20 protein-coding genes and 1 tRNA gene are annotated in these 18,059 nt (G+C 63.2%); 8 read left to right on the top strand and 13 right to left on the bottom strand.

Annotation, left to right across the window (positions count from 1 at the left end; translation table 11 throughout):
• Positions 1 to 59: 59 nt before the first annotated feature.
• Positions 60 to 671: a single-stranded DNA-binding protein gene (locus Aut01nite_RS06675; protein ID WP_043527933.1), complete on the bottom strand. Its 612-nt coding sequence runs from the start codon at positions 669 to 671 to the stop codon at positions 60 to 62.
• 172 nt (positions 672 to 843) lie between these two features.
• Between Aut01nite_RS06675 and Aut01nite_RS06670 the strand changes: the two genes are divergently transcribed.
• Together Aut01nite_RS06670 and Aut01nite_RS06665 are read left to right on the top strand one after the other, a co-directional pair.
• Positions 844 to 1,926: an alpha/beta hydrolase gene (locus Aut01nite_RS06670; RefSeq protein WP_043527932.1), complete on the top strand. Its 1,083-nt coding sequence runs from the start codon at positions 844 to 846 to the stop codon at positions 1,924 to 1,926.
• A gap of 13 nt (positions 1,927 to 1,939) precedes the next feature.
• Positions 1,940 to 2,012 (top strand) — tRNA-Arg (locus tag Aut01nite_RS06665).
• A 47-nt stretch (positions 2,013 to 2,059) separates the two neighbouring features.
• Here the strand turns inward: Aut01nite_RS06665 and Aut01nite_RS06660 are convergent.
• Positions 2,060 to 3,181: a tyrosine-type recombinase/integrase gene (locus Aut01nite_RS06660; RefSeq protein WP_043527930.1), complete on the bottom strand. Its 1,122-nt coding sequence runs from the start codon at positions 3,179 to 3,181 to the stop codon at positions 2,060 to 2,062.
• A 149-nt stretch (positions 3,182 to 3,330) separates the two neighbouring features.
• Positions 3,331 to 4,023: a hypothetical protein gene (locus Aut01nite_RS06655; RefSeq protein ID WP_152628869.1), complete on the bottom strand. Its 693-nt coding sequence runs from the start codon at positions 4,021 to 4,023 to the stop codon at positions 3,331 to 3,333.
• Positions 4,024 to 4,193: 170 nt separating this feature from the next.
• Between Aut01nite_RS06655 and Aut01nite_RS06650 the strand changes: the two genes are divergently transcribed.
• Positions 4,194 to 4,391, top strand: coding sequence for a helix-turn-helix transcriptional regulator (locus Aut01nite_RS06650; RefSeq protein ID WP_083999388.1), 198 nt, complete (start codon positions 4,194 to 4,196; stop codon positions 4,389 to 4,391).
• Positions 4,388 to 4,771, top strand: a complete 384-nt coding sequence (locus Aut01nite_RS06645) for a hypothetical protein (protein WP_043527928.1) — start codon at positions 4,388 to 4,390, stop codon at positions 4,769 to 4,771. The genes Aut01nite_RS06650 and Aut01nite_RS06645 overlap by 4 nt, the downstream gene beginning before the upstream one ends.
• A 254-nt stretch (positions 4,772 to 5,025) precedes the next feature.
• On the opposite strand, the gene Aut01nite_RS06640 is transcribed toward Aut01nite_RS06645, so the two are convergent.
• The 8 genes from Aut01nite_RS06640 to Aut01nite_RS06605 form a co-directional block, all read right to left on the bottom strand.
• Positions 5,026 to 5,349, bottom strand: coding sequence for a hypothetical protein (locus Aut01nite_RS06640; RefSeq protein ID WP_043527927.1), 324 nt, complete (start codon positions 5,347 to 5,349; stop codon positions 5,026 to 5,028).
• Complete coding sequence (locus Aut01nite_RS06635; protein WP_152628868.1) at positions 5,346 to 5,612, bottom strand: hypothetical protein; 267 nt, start codon at positions 5,610 to 5,612, stop codon at positions 5,346 to 5,348. Before Aut01nite_RS06635 ends, Aut01nite_RS06640 begins: the two co-directional genes overlap by 4 nt.
• A 214-nt stretch (positions 5,613 to 5,826) precedes the next feature.
• Entirely contained in the window at positions 5,827 to 6,678 is an 852-nt protein-coding gene (locus Aut01nite_RS06630; protein WP_043527923.1) for a helix-turn-helix domain-containing protein, read from the bottom strand.
• A complete protein-coding gene (locus Aut01nite_RS06625; RefSeq protein ID WP_043527922.1) occupies positions 6,659 to 7,177 on the bottom strand; it encodes a DUF6879 family protein in 519 nt (172 codons plus the stop codon). The genes Aut01nite_RS06630 and Aut01nite_RS06625 overlap by 20 nt, the downstream gene beginning before the upstream one ends.
• Positions 7,161 to 7,379, bottom strand: a complete 219-nt coding sequence (locus tag Aut01nite_RS06620; protein ID WP_052164059.1) for a hypothetical protein — start codon at positions 7,377 to 7,379, stop codon at positions 7,161 to 7,163. The genes Aut01nite_RS06625 and Aut01nite_RS06620 overlap by 17 nt, the downstream gene beginning before the upstream one ends.
• A gap of 645 nt (positions 7,380 to 8,024) precedes the next feature.
• Complete coding sequence (locus Aut01nite_RS06615; protein WP_152628867.1) at positions 8,025 to 9,962, bottom strand: AAA family ATPase; 1,938 nt, start codon at positions 9,960 to 9,962, stop codon at positions 8,025 to 8,027.
• 577 nt (positions 9,963 to 10,539) lie between these two features.
• Positions 10,540 to 11,826 carry a hypothetical protein gene (locus tag Aut01nite_RS06610; protein WP_152628865.1) on the bottom strand — a complete coding sequence of 429 codons (1,287 nt, stop codon included), beginning with the start codon at positions 11,824 to 11,826 and terminating at the stop codon, positions 10,540 to 10,542.
• A gap of 902 nt (positions 11,827 to 12,728) precedes the next feature.
• Positions 12,729 to 12,965 carry a hypothetical protein gene (locus Aut01nite_RS06605; RefSeq protein ID WP_152628864.1) on the bottom strand — a complete coding sequence of 79 codons (237 nt, stop codon included), beginning with the start codon at positions 12,963 to 12,965 and terminating at the stop codon, positions 12,729 to 12,731.
• A gap of 237 nt (positions 12,966 to 13,202) precedes the next feature.
• On the opposite strand from Aut01nite_RS06605, the gene Aut01nite_RS06600 reads away from it, so the two are divergent.
• The gene (locus Aut01nite_RS06600; protein ID WP_052164052.1) at positions 13,203 to 13,763 is read left to right on the top strand and encodes an HD domain-containing protein; all 561 of its coding nucleotides are present in this window, start codon (positions 13,203 to 13,205) and stop codon (positions 13,761 to 13,763) included.
• On the opposite strand, the gene Aut01nite_RS06595 is transcribed toward Aut01nite_RS06600, so the two are convergent.
• The gene (locus Aut01nite_RS06595) at positions 13,760 to 13,924 is read right to left on the bottom strand and encodes a hypothetical protein (RefSeq protein ID WP_161790682.1); all 165 of its coding nucleotides are present in this window, start codon (positions 13,922 to 13,924) and stop codon (positions 13,760 to 13,762) included. The two genes, Aut01nite_RS06600 and Aut01nite_RS06595, sit on opposite strands and share 4 nt — an antisense overlap.
• Positions 13,925 to 14,214: 290 nt before the next feature.
• On the opposite strand from Aut01nite_RS06595, the gene Aut01nite_RS06590 reads away from it, so the two are divergent.
• Entirely contained in the window at positions 14,215 to 14,658 is a 444-nt protein-coding gene (locus tag Aut01nite_RS06590) for a hypothetical protein (RefSeq protein WP_152628863.1), read from the top strand.
• Positions 14,659 to 14,767: 109 nt separating this feature from the next.
• Here the strand turns inward: Aut01nite_RS06590 and Aut01nite_RS06585 are convergent, their stop codons facing one another.
• Positions 14,768 to 15,544, bottom strand: coding sequence for a helix-turn-helix transcriptional regulator (locus tag Aut01nite_RS06585; RefSeq protein ID WP_083999384.1), 777 nt, complete (start codon positions 15,542 to 15,544; stop codon positions 14,768 to 14,770).
• 131 nt (positions 15,545 to 15,675) lie between these two features.
• Between Aut01nite_RS06585 and Aut01nite_RS06580 the strand changes: the two genes are divergently transcribed.
• Positions 15,676 to 16,467, top strand: coding sequence for a hypothetical protein (locus tag Aut01nite_RS06580; RefSeq protein WP_152628862.1), 792 nt, complete (start codon positions 15,676 to 15,678; stop codon positions 16,465 to 16,467).
• 271 nt (positions 16,468 to 16,738) lie between these two features.
• Positions 16,739 to 18,025, top strand: coding sequence for a hypothetical protein (locus Aut01nite_RS06575; RefSeq protein ID WP_052164051.1), 1,287 nt, complete (start codon positions 16,739 to 16,741; stop codon positions 18,023 to 18,025).
• Positions 18,026 to 18,059: the final 34 nt, after the last annotated feature.

The raw sequence follows: 18,059 nt of genomic DNA, 5'->3' as shown, positions 1-18,059 counted from the left end.
CCGCGCCCGGAGATCCGCAGGGGTTCGATGTCCGGGGTCACGGCGGCGGGTGGAAGGTCTCAGGCGGCGACGGGTTCGCGGCGGGTGGTACGCCGTACCCGCCGGGTCTCCTCGGCGGGCTCCTCCTCGCCGGCCTCGGTGGTGTCGTCGGTGGTGCCGGCGACGACTTCGAGGAAGGCGGGTTCCTGCTCGTCGGGCAGCCCTTCGCCGAACTCGATCGGGTTCTCCTCGTCGCCGAGGGGCTCGGTGAGCTCGCCGCGGACGAACGCGTCGGTCTCGGCGTCCTCGATGACGCTGTTGGGCAGCGCCTTGGTGCGGTAGAAACGGCTGCGCCCGCGGGCCAGGTCGTGGCCGATGGCGAACGCCTCCATCTCGTAGGCGATGCGGTGCTTGTTGTCGTCGTCGACCCAGTCGCGGGTGTAGATGCGCCCGTAGACGACGACGGGGTCGCCGACGGTGATGGAGGAGGCGACGCCCTCGGCGAGCCGGCGCCAGGCGGTCACCCGGACGCGGAGGCTGTCGCCGTCGACCCAGCGGCCGGTCTCGCGGTCGTAGCGGCGGGCGGTGGAGGCGATCCGGAAGTTGGTGACCAGCTGGTTCTGGGTGGTGGTGCGCCGCCATTCGGGTGCGGTGAGCACGTTGCCGACGACGACGAGGTTGGTCTCGAACACGGCTTGCTTCTCCTGTGGTGAGCTCGGGTGCTGTGGTCGGGGCCGAGCTTGCGCCAACGGCGACGATCTTGCGGGTACGGTTGTGGACGGCGGCGGATTGTGGACGGCGGATCCCGTACGGCCGCCGGTCTGGTATGGCGCACCCGGCGGTACTCATGGGTAACCTGGGGGCGTGGAGACCGACGTCCTCGGATGGCCGTACGAGCGGCACACCATCGACCTGGGCAGCGACGACGAGGGCCCGGTCGTGGCGACCCTGGTCCGCCGCCGCGCGGAGACGCCGGCACGGCGGGCCGTGCTGCACGTCCACGGGTTCGTGGACTACTTCTTCCAGACCCACATGGCCGACTTCTTCGTCGAACAGGGCTGGGATTTCTACGCGCTCGACCTGCGGAAGTACGGACGCAGCCTGCTGCCGCACCAGACACCGAACTTCGCCCGCAGCCTCACCGACTACTTCCCGGAGCTGGACGAGGCGGCCCGGATCATCCGGGAGGACGACGGCCACGACCAACTGCTGGTGACCGGCCACTCCACTGGGGGCCTGATCACCTCGCTGTGGGCGCACACCCGCCGCGAGCAGAAAGTGGTCGACGGCCTGTTCCTGAACAGCCCGTTCTTCGACTTCAACCTGCCGTGGGTGATGCGGCGGCCGCTGATGTCCATGATTCTCGCGACGAGCGGGCGCAAGCCGTACCGCAAGATGCCCGTCGCTTCTCTCGGTCTGTACGGCCAGAGCCTGCACAGTGACCATCACGGCGAGTGGAACTACGACCTGGCCTGGAAACCGATCCTGGGTTTCCCGGTCACGATGGGATGGCTGGAGGCGATCCGCCGCGGTCAGCGCAAGCTGCGCGCCGGCCTGGCGATCGACGCGCCGGTGCTGGTGGCCTGCTCGACACGGACGTTCCGCGGCCGGCAGTGGCACGACGACGTCCGGATGACCGACACGGTCCTGGACGTGGAACACATCACACGATGGGCGCCGGGTCTCGGCAGACGGGTCACGATCGCCCGGTTCGACGGCGGGATGCACGACCTGACGCTCTCCGGCAAGGAGGTACGGACCGAGGTGTTCCGGGAATTGGGACGGTGGGTGGACGGTTTCCTGCCGCCGCCGGGCACCCCGGATGTGGAGATTCCGCCCGCGCCGGAGGACCAAGCGGGCATAGCCACCGCTCTGGAGGCCGCCGAATCAGCCGTCGAACACGGCGCCCACGACAAGGCGGACGACAAGTCCGGCACGACCGCCTAGTATGTGCTGGCCAGCGCTCGTAGCTCAGCGGATAGAGCAACGGACTTCTAATCCGTCGGTCGCAGGTTCGAATCCTGCCGGGCGCGCAATTACTTCGATCTACCAGGGCGTACGCATCTGACGATGCACCAGCTCAAGCCCTGGTTACCTGGATTGTTACCTGCTTTGGCGTTCCGGCGTCAGAGGTACGCCGCGACCGCCGCCTTGTCGCCCATGAGGTCGCGCCCCAGGTAAAGCCCATGAGGTCGCGCCCCAGGTAAACACGTGCGGTCATGGCCGGATCGGTGTGGCCGAGTTGGTCGGCGATCTTCGCGATCGGTACGCCGGACTGGTCGAGGATGGTCGCCACCGTACGTCGCAGGGTGTGCGGGGTGGCCCAGGGGAACCCGCTGCCGATGAAGATGCGAGCGAGCGCCTTGGCGGAGTTGCTCTGGTCCCACACGCGCTCCGGCTCGTTCAGGTGGTGCGGGGAGCTGAAGACCAGCCCGTCAGTTCCCAGTCGTTCTGCCCTCGCCTTCAGCCGCTCGGTGAGCCACGACGGAAGGTTCAGCCGCCGATCCGATCCACGCGTCTTGGTGCCGCGCACGTGAACCGTTCCGGCCTCCAGGTCGAAGTCGTCCCAACGAACGGCCCTCGCCTCGTTGATCCGTACGCCGGTGCCGGCCATGAACGCCATGAGGTCAGCTACCGCCTCCCGCTTGCGACGGGTACGCGGGTTGATGGTCTCGGACAGAGTGAGCTTGTCCGCGTAGGCGATGACGTGGTCTCGCTCGTCCTTGGTCAGCGCGCGGGTGGTGTCCCGTTCCCGAACCGGTGTCTTGACGACCTGGGCCTTCACCGCCCGGATCTGACGGAGTGCGTTGGTCGTCAGCGTTCCGTTGTCGATCGCGAACGCGAGGATGCCGGAGAGCACGCTGCGGCTCATCTTCGAGGCACCGGTTCCGTGCTTGTCGGCCACCGTCTGGAGAAATGTCCGCAGACGTTGCGGATCGTTCACCTGGGCAAGCGTCAGGCCCCGGATGCTTGAGCCCGGAACGTCGATGTAGCGCGCGAAGGTCCGGCCATAGTCGAGGATGGTCCTTGCGCTCAGTCCGGAGTCGGTACGCCGGATCTGAGCAAGCCACAGCTCGCCTGCCGCCGCCAGCTTCATCCCCGAGGTCATCTCGACGTGGCCGCGATCGCGTTCCGCCAGGGCTTCCCCAACCGCCTGAATGGCTGCCCGCTTCGTCGCCGCGAACCGGGAGACCTCCTTCACGACACCGTCATAGCCCCGGTAGTAACAACGTGCGCGCCAACGCTCCGCACGGCGAGGGATGGGCGCTCGCTTCCACTTGCCCGCCTCGTCCCGCATCTGCGGGCTCGCTTCGACCTCGCCGTGTTCACCGAGGTCAAGGGGTCGCCTACTCATGCATCACCTTCCATCTCAGCTATCTGGGCATCGATCAGTGCGTCGGCCTCCGGTGACCAGGCCGGGTTGAGCAGCTTCATCGCCTTGTCGGTCATCCCGCCACCGGCCTCGCCCGGCTTGACCGGGGTGAGCAGCCCTCGCCGCCGCGCTTCCGCGATGCGGTTAGCCCAGGTTCCGCTCACGCCGCCGTGCTGGGCAGCGAGCGTCTTGGCGGGCGTCCGGTCCCCGTCCTGAACCAGGAATGAGTACTCAAGGGCGAGGCCGGCGTAGGCCACATCGTCACGAGGCTGACGCCCACGAGCGTCCTCCAAGAAGGGCGCCAGGTAGACCGCAGACGGGTTGACCAGGCGGAGGCCAGTAGAGCCCGTGCGGCCTCCGCGCTGAGCGCTCAGCGCCTTCCTGGAGGCGGCCAACAACTCGCCGATGGGCAGCGCACGAATGGTCTTGCTCGACATCGCGAGGGATTCGGACTCGACGGCTTGACGGACAGCGAACTCGACCGGACGCCACTCGCCCAGGGCATCGCCCGAGGCCGCCAGCCGGAACGCCACCAGCCATTCCTGGTCGCCGTCATCGTGGCGGTGAACCACGAACGCTTCCCGACCACTCTCACCGAGCCATACGACCGGGCCGCCGGACTCCGAGGCCATCGCCAACGCCTCGCTCGCGTTGGAGGGTGTTCTCTTCATGCCGACGAGGCTACCAGATAGTAGCTACGCGCCATAACGGTTATGGCAAGTTGGCACCTTCATGATTTGTCGCTAAACTTCGTCGTAGATCACGCAAGCTCAGGCTCAGCACACCGAGGAGAGGACATCCCGATGCCCACACGCTCGTCCAACCATGGGGGTTCCGCCTCGTGCCACTGCAAGACACCACCCACCTCACTCCGGCCCACCTGGCGAAGCGCTGGTCCGTAACCGCCGGACACCTCGCGAACCAGCGCAGCGCAGGGATCGGCCCCGCCTCCCTCAAGCTGGGCGGACGCATCCTGTATCGACTCGTCGATATCGAGGCCTACGAGGAACGGGCTCTCGTGACAGGGGTCAGCGCGTGACCGATCCGCACCGCCAGATCGTGTTCGCGGGCGGCAGCCCATGGGCAGCGTTCTCGCAGAACGAGATGTACAAGTTGGCCGGTGAGTCGAGCACCGGACCGCTCCACATCCGTGTTCTGTTCGCCGCCATGGGCAAGATGAACGCCTTCGGCCATGCCGAACTCCGGGTCGGCGAACTCGCCCGAATCCTGGGCACCGTCACCGACACCGGTGAGGTGATGGCCTGTCGCCGCGACAGCGTCTCAGCAGCCATCAAGGAGGCCAAGAGTCGCGGCCTCATCGCCCCGGAGTCGAAGGCCCGCTGCCTCGTGCTTCGTCATCACATCTTCCAGAAGTCGACGAAGGATCGGTGGCGGTGTTCAGTCCACGACCTTGATTGACCTGAGTCCCCAACTTTCCGAGCAAACGTCGGCCTGCTGTACCAACACGATTGGTCACCAGCACCAACCCAAAGAGCTATGAGCTGGGAGAACGTCGGCGTCTTCTCTACTCTCTCTCAACGGCAGAAACAGGCGAGCGGCGAAGTCTCGGGATGCCAATCATCGCGGGGCTCCGCTTGAACCAGGAAAGCTCAACATCGAGGGCTCCGCCCTCGCCTTGGTTGACGTCAACCTTGGCACCGCGCCCTCAGCGGTCAGCGCACACCCGGCGGCAGGACCAGCCGATCGAGGACTCCATGCGTTCCCATGCACACCGCGCACAACGGCATGGTCGCGTCGTCGTACACGACTGTCGATTCTTCGTACTGATGCGGCGGGTACTGCACCGTCTCCACCACTCCGCGACTCTGCAACGTGAAGTGGTAGCAATTGTGCATCCTGCCGTTCGGGTGGGTGCGAGCAATGGCCGGAGTGATCATCGGGATCAAGGTGGTGCCTCGCCTGCGGAGAGCCTCCACGTCGGGGCACGATTCGGAGTGCACGAGCACGGCCGGCGGGTACTCCCGCTTCTCCGTCATGCCCGGCGTCCGTTCGGGAGGACAACGCCCGCGTCCCAGGCCGTCACGATGGCCTTCACGGCATCGTCTTGGGTGTACCTGCCCAGGAGGTCCCCGCTGGTTCCGGGACGTCTCACGTAGGCGCTCCATCGGTCGCCGATGCTGGCATGTATCCAGCCGATGTAGTCGCCGTCTCGCTCGATGGAGTAGCCGCCCATGACACTCACCTTGAGGACGACGCCGGGCGAGACCTCACGCATCGCGGCCGGAATGCGGCGCTCCACTGTTCACCTCCCCGCATGCGAGGCAGGCCAGGCTCGCCCCGCAACCGGGACACCATTTGTTCTTGGCCTTCAAGCTGAGCACGCCGCCGACGAACCCGACGACCAGCGAGGCCACTGCGACTATCAGCACCATGGGTCACACCCCTCATTGGCAACAGGGGTAGACGCTAGGTAAGCGAGATCTCACGGGTCCACGAAGTTGCGAATAGTTGCGTCAGGCCAGCTCGCTCGCGACTCGGGTGATCAGGTCCCTGGCCGGCTTCCCGTAGAGAGCGACCTGGTGCAGGTTCTCGAACATCCGCCCATACAGTTCGATCTCACTGGGCTGTGTGACCTCGATGCTCGCCGTCGGCGTCTCCAAAGCCACGAGCTGGTTGTCGAACATCCAGAAGCCCGCCGACGGAACAGCTCCTCGCTGGACCATAAGCGGGATCACACCGAGCGCCACGGTCGGCAACGACATGACGGTCAACAGGCGATCAAGCTGGTTCGCCTGGGTGTCAGCGTCACCGAACCAGGTTCGTAATGCCTGCTCCTCCAGGACGACGGCGAACCGCTTACCTCGCTGGTAGAGGATTCTCTGGCGTTCCATCCTTACGGCGACCGCTTCCTCCAGGTCGTTAGGAGCGTCGAGGAACCGGCTCCAGAACGAGAGCATGGCGGCGCAGTAGTCGGGGGTCTGGAAGAGACCTGGGATCACGTTGTGCTCGTAGATCCGGAACAGCCTCGTCTCCTCGTAGAGCGTGGGAGCGCGGATGCCTAGTACCCGCTTCATTCCAGCTCGCGCCTGCCGACGGAACTCCACGTACGCCGACTCGACGGCCCGGAGCGTCGCAAGAAGGTCAGGGATCTCGGCATCCGCCGCGCAGGCGCGGCACCAGTCCCGGATGTCATCGGAGGTCGGCTGCTGAACGCCGTTCTCCAGCTTGCTAACCCGCGTGTAGTGCTGACCCGTCGCAGCAGCCAGCGCCCGCCCCGTGAGTCCAGCATCTCTGCGGATCTCACGGAGTCGGACGCCGAGCGCCTGTTGCGCCTGCTTGGCGGAGCTACTTGGGTTCGTAGTCACGATGCGGGATCGCGAGCTTCCACACCGCGTCGAAGGCGGATCGGCAGAGGTTGAGGTCAGCGGGGTCTGTCGAGGTCTCCATGCCAGCGTTCAGCCCGTTCCCGGTGTAGAGCAGGAAGACCACGAGCCGGTCATCGAAGAGGTAGAAGTCGTTTCCAGGCAGAGCCAGCGACGACACCAGCGACCGCGGAGTCCAGCGGATGTCCTCACCGGCGTCGACCATCGGGCCGGCGATGCTAAGGCTCCACCGCTGGTAATCGCTCAACGGCTCGGAGACCACGCGTGCCCGACGGATGCTCTTGCCTGCGGCCACATGGTTCCGCAGGGTGGCACACCAGTCATCGAGCCAGCTCAGGTCATCCGGTTCCTGAGCCGCCCACTTGGCCATGTACGGAATCTCGATCTCGGTTCCGTAGGCGTCACGCGTCTCCAGATGGTCTGACGACCTCTCGAAGGTACGCAGCAGGCGATCGAACTCCGCCTCATCCAGCGACGCCACGGCCCTCCTCGGTGAAGAACTGGATCATCCTGTCAGGGATCTCAACCACAGACTCTCCCTCCGGAATGTCCATTTCCGCCAGCGCGTCAGGATCGGTCACCACGAAGCCCTGCACCAGCCAGCTACCCCGGTCAGTCCGGTAGAGGGTCGGCGAGTTCGTCGGGTTGGAGTTCGGGTCCTTGGCAACGAAGGTTAGGCGCACGGCCAACTCCCTGTCTCGAAGGTTGCGAGGTGTTGCGCGCTCCACCATCGTGATTGCCGCACTACCCACCGTCAAGCTTCAAGGACTGTCGATCAATGTCTCGCGACGACTTCGAAACTGTGGCACCTTTCGAGGTGCTATCACGCGGCGGTGCTAAGCCGCGAGCTTTAGGGGTCATACCCCCTAGGCCAACTCCCAGGCGCCAACGACCAACACCTTCACGACCCCAACTCGCCGCACCGACTACATCGGCTTCCTCGACCGAAACCACCAACGACTTAAGGCGCCGACATCAATGATCTTGGACAACCTCACACTTTGTCAGCCGCCGCACGCGCGCCCTGATCGCGGCCCAAATCTGGCTCACGGTGATCCGCTTGCCGGCCTTCCGCACCCGCCCTACCGAAGCGTCTGCCAATGGACGAAGCGCCGCCTGACAAAATCGCCGGCGTCAGCGTCGACCACCTCGCCGACCAGTCGAGAGAATCCGACGAACCCGCGAGTGGTAGACCGATCTCCCACCGGGTTCATCGTCAGCACCGGCATGACCTCAATCTGGAACTGATGTCACTTTCCGAACCTCAGCTTTCAAACCCTGCAGTTGAGCCGACCGCAAGGCGAAGCAGCCTCCATCGCAGCCGACCTTTATCGACGCTTTTTCGGCTGACTCTTTTCCATCTCAATAACCGCATCACGTCCCGGATGGGGGACATCACGCAGTAGCGGCTCATCATAGGTCAAAGTTATAAGGTTGATCGCCCTCGACAGTTCTCTTTCTAGGGGCGGAAGACCATTGTCAGCAACAATAATCTGGCACCCCGGATAGGCTAGCGAAAGAAGGTACATCCTTTCGTAAAGCCGCTGACCGGCCGCGATGTCATCAGGAGTGTTTCCGAGGCTAGTCCGCGGACTGTCAAGGAGAAGAACATCAGGCATGAGGTACTCGCTGCTACTCAGTGAGTACGCAAGGTTAGCGAGGTAGTATGCATCATTCGCAAGGGTCTTACTGGCCCCACTTACACTTAGCCGATCGAAGGAATCTCCATTGATAACGGGCAGATAGGTTTGGCCGTCCAGCCCTGCCTCCCGATAACCAGTGAACCTCAGTTCACGGATTTCCTCATCGAAGATCTCGCCCAACTCGACGATTCTGTCACGATTCTCCTCAAGCCGCCGACGCTCATAACCTTGTTGCACTCGGTTAGCCTCCAGCTGCTGACCGAATCGGCGCACTCTAGATTCAAGTTCCTCATGCTGGCCCCATTGATCGCGAAACCTCTCAATGTCGCGAAGTCGAGCCCGTGCACGTTCACGGTCAGCCGCCGCCTCGCTTGCTTGATCGATACTGGGAAAAATCTGTCGAGGATCGGCCTGCCTTTCCAAATCGCCCGCGGCTTCTGTGAGTTGTTCGCGGAGTCGATCTACCTGGTTTGCCCACTCCGTAAGAGTGTCTTCATCCTCTTTGAGAAGCATTCGAGCTTCTTCTCGTTGAGCCGAGATCCGGGTAATGGTGGCATCATGGTCAGACCGGAGCCGCGAGCTAGAACGCGGCGGTTGAGGCTGAGTACAGAGAAGGCACTGACCTGGCTCAAGATCGCGGTCGGAAACCGACTGAAGGCATCGGGGACAGACACTGAACTCAAGACCGGAGATGGAATTGTGAGCATCGGCCTCGCGTTGGGCTCTTTGCGTGTCAAGTTCGAGCTGCGCGAGTAGAGCGCGCCCTCGGTCTACTGCTACCTGAGCTAAAGTACGCTCTGCTTCAGCATCGGCAGTAGCCGTCCTGAGAGTCGAGATTCTTCTTCTGAGATTGTCCTGGTCAGAACCAATTTCCGCGCCGGCCGTTCGTCTTGCTTCCTGGAGTCGCCTCTCGGCATCGATTAAGTCAGATCGGGCTGCCGTCTCCTCAACTGCCAGCTCAGCCTCATGCGGAGCGCCCACATTGAACAGGAAACGACGGACAGTCTCAGCTTCCAACTTAGCTGCCCCTTGCGCCCGCTCCAATGCGGCAGCATCCACCTCTAACTCTCGAATACGCTCGTCAGACAGGCCATATGCCAGCTCGAAAATGGCACGCCTTTTCCTATTTGTGAACGGATCATTGTGTCCAGCCACTGACGAGTTGACATCATCCTGCGGGAGGTAGACATAGCGAAATAGGTCAAAGAAAGTTAAAGGTTCACTTCCTGTCTCACTATTATTACTTAGACGGGTAATAGGAAACTTAAGAAGCCTAAGCAGTTCGATGCCCGCTCGCGGCATCTTTCCCGCCGTAGCGGTCCATCGGTCGGTAGAGCCGTCTACACGAGCGACCGTGACTTGATTCTGCCCCACGGATCGGCTCAATCTAAGCCGCTCCGCCCCAACGGTCACTTCCAACGTGACATTCTGCAGATTCGCTTCGATTGCCGTCATCAACTTGGCACCCTTTGCGCCAAGCGCGAACTTCAGAAGCTCAAGCATACTGCTCTTGCCAGTCTTATAGCTTCCGGTGACGACATTCAATCCGGGCTTAAAGTCATAGCGGCTTGTGGCCTGAGCAGTCCTAAGATCTAAGCGATGAAACTGAAGGTGAACTGCCATTACGGGATCCTCAATCGTATAACGGCTTCAGATGTAAGTCCGGTGCGGACGGTCAACGACATCAGGCAGATTCTCGTAGATCAAGTCCTTCAGCCGACTTCCGGTTGTATTGAAATTCTCCGCGATAAATTCACAACGTTCGGCAGTCAGTCGCCAGGTAGGTAGGGCTACGAGCTGGGACGCGACACGTTTTCCATCTCTTGTAACGGACATCCGCAGCCTCCCCTTTCCGCTTGAGCTTTTTACGAGGCCAGTACCGAGAAGTACTCCAATAATCGGATAGTATCTATCGTCCCACGGCCCATACTTGTATCGGATCATTCGGCTTTCCACCGCTAGACGTTCATCGTCAGTAGCGCGCAAACCATCTGGAAGCATGTCATTTGTTTCCACAAGAGAAAGCCGCTCCAGCATTACTGGATACCTGAGAAGAAAGTCTAGCTTAGCTAGCTTAGTTAGCCCATCAATACCACTTCGCCTACCATGACTGAAAGCTGATACTAGGAGCAGTATCCGCGCCGCATGATAATCAAGCTGGCTGTCACGCGCAGAATCCTGACGACTTCCCACATTAAGGTCAGGCATTGCTATCACCCTGGAAAAGCGGAAATGCTAGCTGTGTATGCTGATTTTGACTTCGACCCTGTACCACCCACGGAGCCTCATACTGTGGATCAAATTCGTCGGACCACCAGATTTGACACTCATCTGTCAACTGGTAGACGCATCCCATAAGTTCGGGCAGACCAACAGGGATCTTCGGGTTAAGATCCGCACCAGAAAGTGATTTACTTAATTCCATGTGCATCTGTGGCCCGTACGAAGAGCCAGCAGTCCTCGTACGCAGTTCCGCATTCAGTGCACGATGCAGAATCTCTGCTCGAATTCTGCCCACCTCATCGGCGAATGGACTCGGTACATCGGGGCGAAAACTGGCCTCAATCTCGTACCAACGACGACGTAGGCGAGGGGCGGCCGAGATAGCCGTGGGACCGAGCATCCCGGCTCGGAGTTTTCGTGACATTGCCGTACCGGTCGCATTTTGATCCTCGATAGCATCGCTAGTTATAGGGATTCCGCTATCCTGAAGCCTCTGCAGGAAGCGTGCTTTCGTGATCATTCTGACGCCCTTTGAATGATCGGCGAGATCATCACCAACCATCCAATCAACATCTGGTTCTTCTGGATTGAGCCCTCGGACGGCCTCATCCACAAGTTTGAACGCGGCATTGTAGGCCGCTCTGGCGAAACCCGGGCGAACGCCTAATCTGGCCAAGGTGGGTCGCACTGTATCGTCGATAACGAGCGCTTGCATACTATGCTCGTCTCCACCGGTGCTATACATCGTCAGCGTAGATAGAAAGTGAATTGCATCGTCTACATTGCTTGCGCCGATGGCCGACTGCATGTTACTGGCGAACCATTTCAAAGCATCGGTGTCGCGATCCTCTGACTTAGAGGAGAGCACCCTCGAAAGCTCCCGCGCTTGGTTCTCGCCAACTTTGAATCCGTTGTTGGTAACCCACCTGCACGAATTGGTTCTTTCGCTTGCAATCCAGCGCTCAAAAAGAACTTTGAATCCACCCCTGACGGGCAAATCAGCTAAAGCCCAGGCACCCTGATCCTGGCTTCGATGCTTGACAGAAACGAGAGTATGCGGCTGTATGCCGTCCGGGCCAGCACAGACATAGTCGGTGTGCCACTCACACAGCACCCATGGATGCGGCTTGGTCAGCATCGCAAAGCATTCCCGGACCGTGCAGGCGTACTGGTACGCATACCACTTCGCCGTCTCATGGCCTCGGTCTTCCACCGGCCTCCCGGACAAACCGGGTCCGAGCTGCGGCGTGGTCTCTTCATGCACATACAGGACGTTAGGGCCCAGTCGCGCGTTGTGTCCACCACCGATCTGCGCCTAAAGGCAGATTCATGCGGCGCATTGGTGGCCATTCGGTGCTACCAAGATCCTCGATCTTGAGGTAGGACTGGGATACGTGCCAACAGCTAGGGGGGGGGGCGGGACTGTCCACAATCAACTCCTGAGCAGGGAAAATCGGCTCTGGGAGCCTATTTCCCTAGATCGCTTGCTCGACTTCAGCTCGAACCGAGCTGGTACTGAGATCGGCGGTAAAGAGGCCACAGAGATCCTTACGTCTGGCAACGAGGTTGTAGACGTCGGAGGTCGAGTCGGAGGTCGGATCTACGACTGGTGTCGGGCTTGGCAGCTGCCTACCGCCGGATACAACCGCGGACTCGTGGAGTCGCCTCCGACCGAGATGCGTTCACTGATGCCGTCTTCGAGGCGGAAGCCACGGGCAACGTGAGCTACACCGACATCCGTCGCTTGGTCTGGGCCGTTGTCGACCAGCACATGAACCGTTGGCCGAAGGCTGCCGCCGAGTCCACAAGGCCCGATCCCGTTCCCCGCTTTGTTACCCATGATGGGCATCATCGACGATGACTCCAAGTGATCATCGGTGACCTACCCACCAACATCATGCGGAGTTCCGCCTGCTCAGCATGACGATCGGTGAATGCCGATGATCTGGCTCGCCCGGCAGGTCTCCTACTCCGTCGGTCGCAGGTTCGAATCCTGCCGGGCGCGCATAGGTCTACCTACATGAAGCCTCTCCGGATGATCCCCGGAGAGGCGCTACTCCGCGCGTGTGGGGACATTCGGTACGTGTCCTCCATCTCAAGGTGAAACGCCGATCGGTTGAGCGTCCCGAACACGGCCTCGAAGGCCGGCCCTTGAAGCAGCCGCATTCAACCCTCTCCCCGCTGCAGATCGACCTCCACGCACGCCTCATGACCGGGCACGTTCAGAGGCGCCAGCACGCTATCGGTCAGCGGAATGCCGGAGAACAGGAAGGTGTCGCATTCGCCATCGTTGCCCTGCCAACGCCGGCCGGTGGGCCGGAGCTCCACGCCTAAGCTGGTGCGAGGTGTTGCGCGCTCCACCTTCGTGAGCGCAACACTACCCACCGCCAATCTTCGAGACATGTCGATCAGCTCCCTGTGAGCCCGAGGTGAGCCCGCCGATTTTCTTGGCCGTCTGACACGCGGCCAACGCGCCGCCGCTTCCACCGCCGACCGTTCAGCGGGTCGCGAGGATCGCACGTTTCTGCCGATCCTGCTCGATAGGCTCACCTCCACCACCGACATGAGCCCGGCCGAGAGCACCGGGCCTACACGGCTTCAGGACGCGGTACGCAGCGCGGACCGGTAGAAAGGACCCCGGTGTTGGAAGACGCTGAAGCAGTCGCCGCATTCGGGTACGAACTCGGATTGTTGAAGCGTCTCCGCCGCACCGGCTGGTGGCACGCCGGAGTCCGCGACCCCGAGTCCGTCGCCGAGCACACCATGCGAACCGCCCAGCTGGCAGCCCTGATTGCCGCGGAGGAAGGCGCTGACCCAGCACGTGCGGCATTTCTGGCACTCTGGCACGACACGCAGGAGACTCGAACCGGCGATCTTCCCCACACTGCGTCCGCGTACCTGACCAAGCCGGATCCGCGCCAGATAACCGCCGATCAGACTGCACGTCTACCCGGCCATTCCCGCGAGATGGTCCGCGCTGCCGTCGACGAGTACGAGTCCCGTCAGACCCTCGAAGCGCTGTGTGCCAAGGACGCCGACAAGTTGGAGATGCTGCTCCAGGCCATCGAGTACCGCGACATCGGCGTGCGCCGAGTCGACGGCTGGATCGACTCGGCACGCAAGGACCTCAAGACAAAGACAGGCCAGCGCATCGCCGAAGCTGCCATGCATACGTCCCCACTCGCATGGCGGCATCGCTAGCAGGTCGGCGCAGCCGACTGGATCAGCTGACACTCCGGCAGGGTCCACTTGCGCGATGAGGCGCTCGGGGTGCCGGTCCAGGATTGCGGCAGGTAATAGGCGCGTCGTTCCGGCTTCGGCAGGTCGGCGTAGGCGATGTGGGTGACCGGCGTCTTCTCCACTGGTCCGGGATGACCCCGGTGGCGGTCGTCATGGCCCGATGTTCTGCCTGCACGCGAGCACACCGTAGTAGCCCGGCGAAGACGACAACCACGGCGGCAACGTCCAGCACCACATGACCACCACCGGTGGTCGGACCTTGCACGGAATGCCCCGCTGCGGCACCGCGCAATACGTGCATCCGCTAATGGCACGTGCGCTTCGCCGGCTCGCATGCTGTCAGTGGCGATCGAGGCGATCAGCGCCACGTGCCATCCACCACGGACTCGACTGACGGAATGAGGAGATGCACATGCCAGCGATCACCAAGGTTTCGGTGACCGTGCAGACCGGTGCCGGCGGAGCCGCCGGAACCGACGGCTGGGTCTACCTAGGAATCTGCGGGCGAGAGTTCCGGGTGGCCCGTCCGGATATCAACGACTTCCAACCCGGGCGGCAAGACGAGTATGTCTTCGGAGACGGAGGCAACGTTGAGGATAAGAGGTCGAACGACCCCACCCGCCCGAGGCTCCACACTGATTGGGCGAACGATTTTCCGGTTTATCTGCGGTTCCAGCCACTGAGTGACAACGATAATTGGCTGCTCGAGAATGTGCGAGTCACGATCAACGGCGCGGAATCTCCGTTCTGGAAGGCCGGCGTGTTCCGCGGCGTGGTTGAAACCGAGGACCGCATCTGGCTCGGACTGAGGTCCGGCTTGCTGGTGAACCTCTCCCGGGACAGCTCACTGCCGTAGTCGAATGCCGACACCCGCCGGGGGCCGACGATCAGGCGCGCATAACCTCGGCGGGTTTCCCCGGACGCCCGCCTTGCCAGGGCTGAACCAGGTTGTGCCGTCAACGGGTTCAGCGAATCCCGTACTCGGCGCCGAGTACGCGCGTGACTGCTGCTGTACGGCTGTCCACCTGGAGACGTTCGAAGATGTTTTCCAGGTGTTTGCGGACGGTGGCCTCGCTGACCGAAAGCCGCCGGGCCACCTGGTTGTTGGTATAGCCGACGGCGACCAGCTTCATGAGCTCCGTCTGCCGTGGGGTGAGTGTCGGAAGCGCAACCTTAGGGCGTTGGCGGCGCTTGAACGTCTCGTACAAATGGGGCCTCAGCAGAGTGAGCAGACCCCGGTCACGTTCAGTGAAATCGCGTCCGGGCCCACGCCAGAAAAGCAGGCGCAGAACACGACCAGGCTGGCTCGGGAGGCAGAGCATCATTTCCCGTTCGCCGCCGAAGAGCTTTAAGTACTCGATGTACATCGGACTGTTGTGGAACTCGCGATCCGTCAAGAAGTCGGACGCCTTGGTGACGGACGCTACATCGCCGGACGTGTCCGGGTACGCGCAAGGAGGCGAGCTCCAGTAATGCTGCCAGAACGAATCCTCGTAGGATCCTTCGATTTCAGCCAGGTCGGCCTCGGAAGGATGGAGGTCGGACAGTTCCTGGCAGAGCATTTCGACTCGCTGTTTCGCGTCGAACTGACACAGCTGCACGGCATCACTGCCGATCAGTTCCTTCAGGCCGGTGAACACCGACCACGGCAGCGGCTGGCCGGAATCTTCGCCATCGGCGACGTGCGCGAGTCGCAGCATGGTGCGCACCTCGCGCTCGCTGATGGTCATGCGCCCCGGCATGGTCCCTCCTTGTTGCGCACTTTACGCCGGTTGGGTGGCCGCTGACAGGTCTGTCCATACCGCCGTGCTGGGGGCCTGGCCTCCGCTGCCGGCGTTCGCACTGCTCACGCCACCACAAGAAACGGACACGGATGGGACTGATGATGAGCGATATGGGTATGCCCGCACCCACCACGACCGAGCCGACCACCGCACGCGACGCCGCCCTTGCCACGGGAATCTCCGTCGTCGGCGCCGTCTGCGGCACCGTACTGACGGCGATGCTCGATGGCTCGCCGAGTCAGAAACTCACCGGCGCGATCGTCGGCGCCGTGGTGGCGACCCTGTTCTCGGTGACCGGGCCGTACCTGCATGTCCGGGCGGTCATCGGTGTCGCGGTGACCGGCGCCGCGCTTCTCCTGACCTATGGCGGTGCTGCGGTCGCCGACGGATTCACTGGCAACGTCACTTACCCGCGCAACGTTCCGGGGCCGACACCGTCGGCGTCCACGAACAGCGCAGAACCGGACGAGGTGTGCGAGGGAGATCTGTGCCTGTCTGCACCCCGATCGCTGCGGCTGTGCGCGGCGACGGGATGCAGTGCCTCGATGGTGGTCACCAACACCGGCAGCCGGCTGTTGCGCATCAAAGAACTCGAGATCGAAGGGCCGGCCGCCAGGACCTTCCGGCACAGCGGCGACTGCGCGAACCACACCGTCAAGGCGGGGCGTACGTGCACCATCACGGTCACCGTCACAGCGGAGCCGACCGGAGAGGCGGTCCTGGTGATCCACCAGAACCTCGAAGGGCCGGCCACAAAGGTGGCGCTGGCGCCTTCCGGCAAAGCCGACAGTCGGCCGGACCTCCGTATGTCCACCAAGGGGCGCGTCACCGCCACGGTGTCGCAAGGCTCCACGAGCGACGTGCCTTGTTCGCTGTCGTGAAGGGCCGGGCGCTGATCCCGGACCTTGAACTCCCGGCCAAGCTGCGCTGCTGCCCGCTTGGAGATCCGCGGTCCCAACGACCGCGTCCGTCCCGGTCCGCTCCACATTCGGCGTACCCGTCTCTGCGCGGGAACCCGTACGCCGACACCACCGCCAAGCTGTTCGTACGAGATGGAAGTTCTGATCATGCGGCGGCTTCACCCGGTTTCAGCGAGCGGAGCCGCTGCGTCCATCGCGTACTAATCTTGCGGCCATCGATGGAGGTGGTTCGGTGACCGGTTCGGAGACTCCGCCCGCGCATGCGGCCCAGCGCCTGACCAGGGAGGTGGCGGCCGCCCACGAGGATGTTCTGGCGCGTGCGGACCAGGGCCGGACCGCGGCCGTACGGTCGCACGCGGCCACGCTGAACGACACGATCGAGGTCTGGGTGCCCGGCAACCGCAGCCGGCTCCCGGATGAGGGGGCGCATGTTCTGAACATTCCGATCGGGCCGGAGCAACATCGGCTCTGTGTGCTGGCGGGGACGCTGCCGGGGCGTGCGGCCGCGCAGGTGCTGCTGATCCGGCCGAACGAGACGATGGTGGCGTTCTCCCGGCGGGCCGGCAGCGCGGAGATCGTCCGGGCTGCCGAGATCATCCGGGCGGCGGTTCCGACCTGGTCCCGCGGTGGTGACGGCTCGGCTTTCCCGAAGGAGGGGGCGGCGGCCCGCCGGGACTACTGGCAGCCGCGGCCGGGCTGGGAGGTGACGATGTCCGGGCTGGTGGCGGTGCCTGCGGAGCCGCCGCCGCTGGTGGACTTCTCGACGGCGATCGTGCTGTCCACGCCGGGGAGCCCGGAGGTCAACGGGGTGATCGGCAGGCAGTGGGCGGCGTTTCTCGGCGACTATGCGGGGGCGTACGGCTCGGGCAGCGCTTTCGCGGTCCGGGTCGCGGAGATCTGGGCGTGGGCGGCGGTCGACGGCTTCCTCGACACGTTGGGGTTGGCGGCGGCCGAGCGTGGTGAGGCGGCGGATCCCACCTGGGGTGATTCTCGGGAGAGTGTGCTCGGCCGGGTTCGCGAGCGGCTCACCAATCCTCGGGCGGTGCTGCCCGACGATCCGCGGACGAGTCTGTGGGAGCGGCTGGGCATCCGCCGGGTTACCCCCGACGAGCAGGACACCCTGGTGCTGGAGCGGAAACGCGGTGGGCCGCTGCGGGTCGAGCTGGTGCCGGCCTGGCACCCGCCGGGCGGAGAAGAGCCGGGCACACAAAAGCCGCACGCAGCAGGGCCGGGCGGAGACGGGCCGGGCGGAGAAGAGTTCGGTGGTACGCCGGCCCGCGCCCTCCACATGATGGAGCGGACGGTGATCGAGGTCGACGTGACGGCACACCCGGACGAGATCGATGCCGCGGTGTGGAGCGGTGTTGCGGCGGGCCTGGCGCAGCCCAGGGACATCCGGCCGTACTCGACGGCGGCTCTGCCCGCACCGATGGAGCCGGCGGCGGTACGGGCGACCTCGGCACGGCTGGCCGCTCTGGCCCGGCGGTTCGAACGGGCCGCGCCTGACCGTCTCCGGTGAGCTTTCCCCCCGTACCAGAAAATGATGTTGAAGG

The organism is Actinoplanes utahensis, assembly GCF_016862455.1.
Classification (GTDB): Bacteria; Actinomycetota; Actinomycetes; order Mycobacteriales; family Micromonosporaceae; genus Actinoplanes; species Actinoplanes utahensis.
Note: the sequence above shows the minus strand (reverse complement) of the source record. Positions and strands in the feature narration are given on the sequence as shown.

Excerpts from the sequence above, each read along its gene's own strand:
- Aut01nite_RS06655 (WP_152628869.1), bottom strand. The coding sequence starts at position 4,023 with ATGAAGAGAACACCCTCCAACGCGAGCGAGGCGTTGGCGATGGCCTCG.
- Aut01nite_RS06640 (WP_043527927.1), bottom strand. The coding sequence starts at position 5,349 with ATGACGGAGAAGCGGGAGTACCCGCCGGCCGTGCTCGTGCACTCCGAA.
- Aut01nite_RS06615 (WP_152628867.1), bottom strand. The coding sequence starts at position 9,962 with ATGGCAGTTCACCTTCAGTTTCATCGCTTAGATCTTAGGACTGCTCAG.
- Aut01nite_RS06605 (WP_152628864.1), bottom strand. The coding sequence starts at position 12,965 with ATGTCTCGAAGATTGGCGGTGGGTAGTGTTGCGCTCACGAAGGTGGAG.
- Aut01nite_RS06590 (WP_152628863.1), top strand. The coding sequence starts at position 14,215 with ATGCCAGCGATCACCAAGGTTTCGGTGACCGTGCAGACCGGTGCCGGC.
- Aut01nite_RS06585 (WP_083999384.1), bottom strand. The coding sequence starts at position 15,544 with ATGCCGGGGCGCATGACCATCAGCGAGCGCGAGGTGCGCACCATGCTG.
- Aut01nite_RS06580 (WP_152628862.1), top strand. The coding sequence starts at position 15,676 with ATGGGACTGATGATGAGCGATATGGGTATGCCCGCACCCACCACGACC.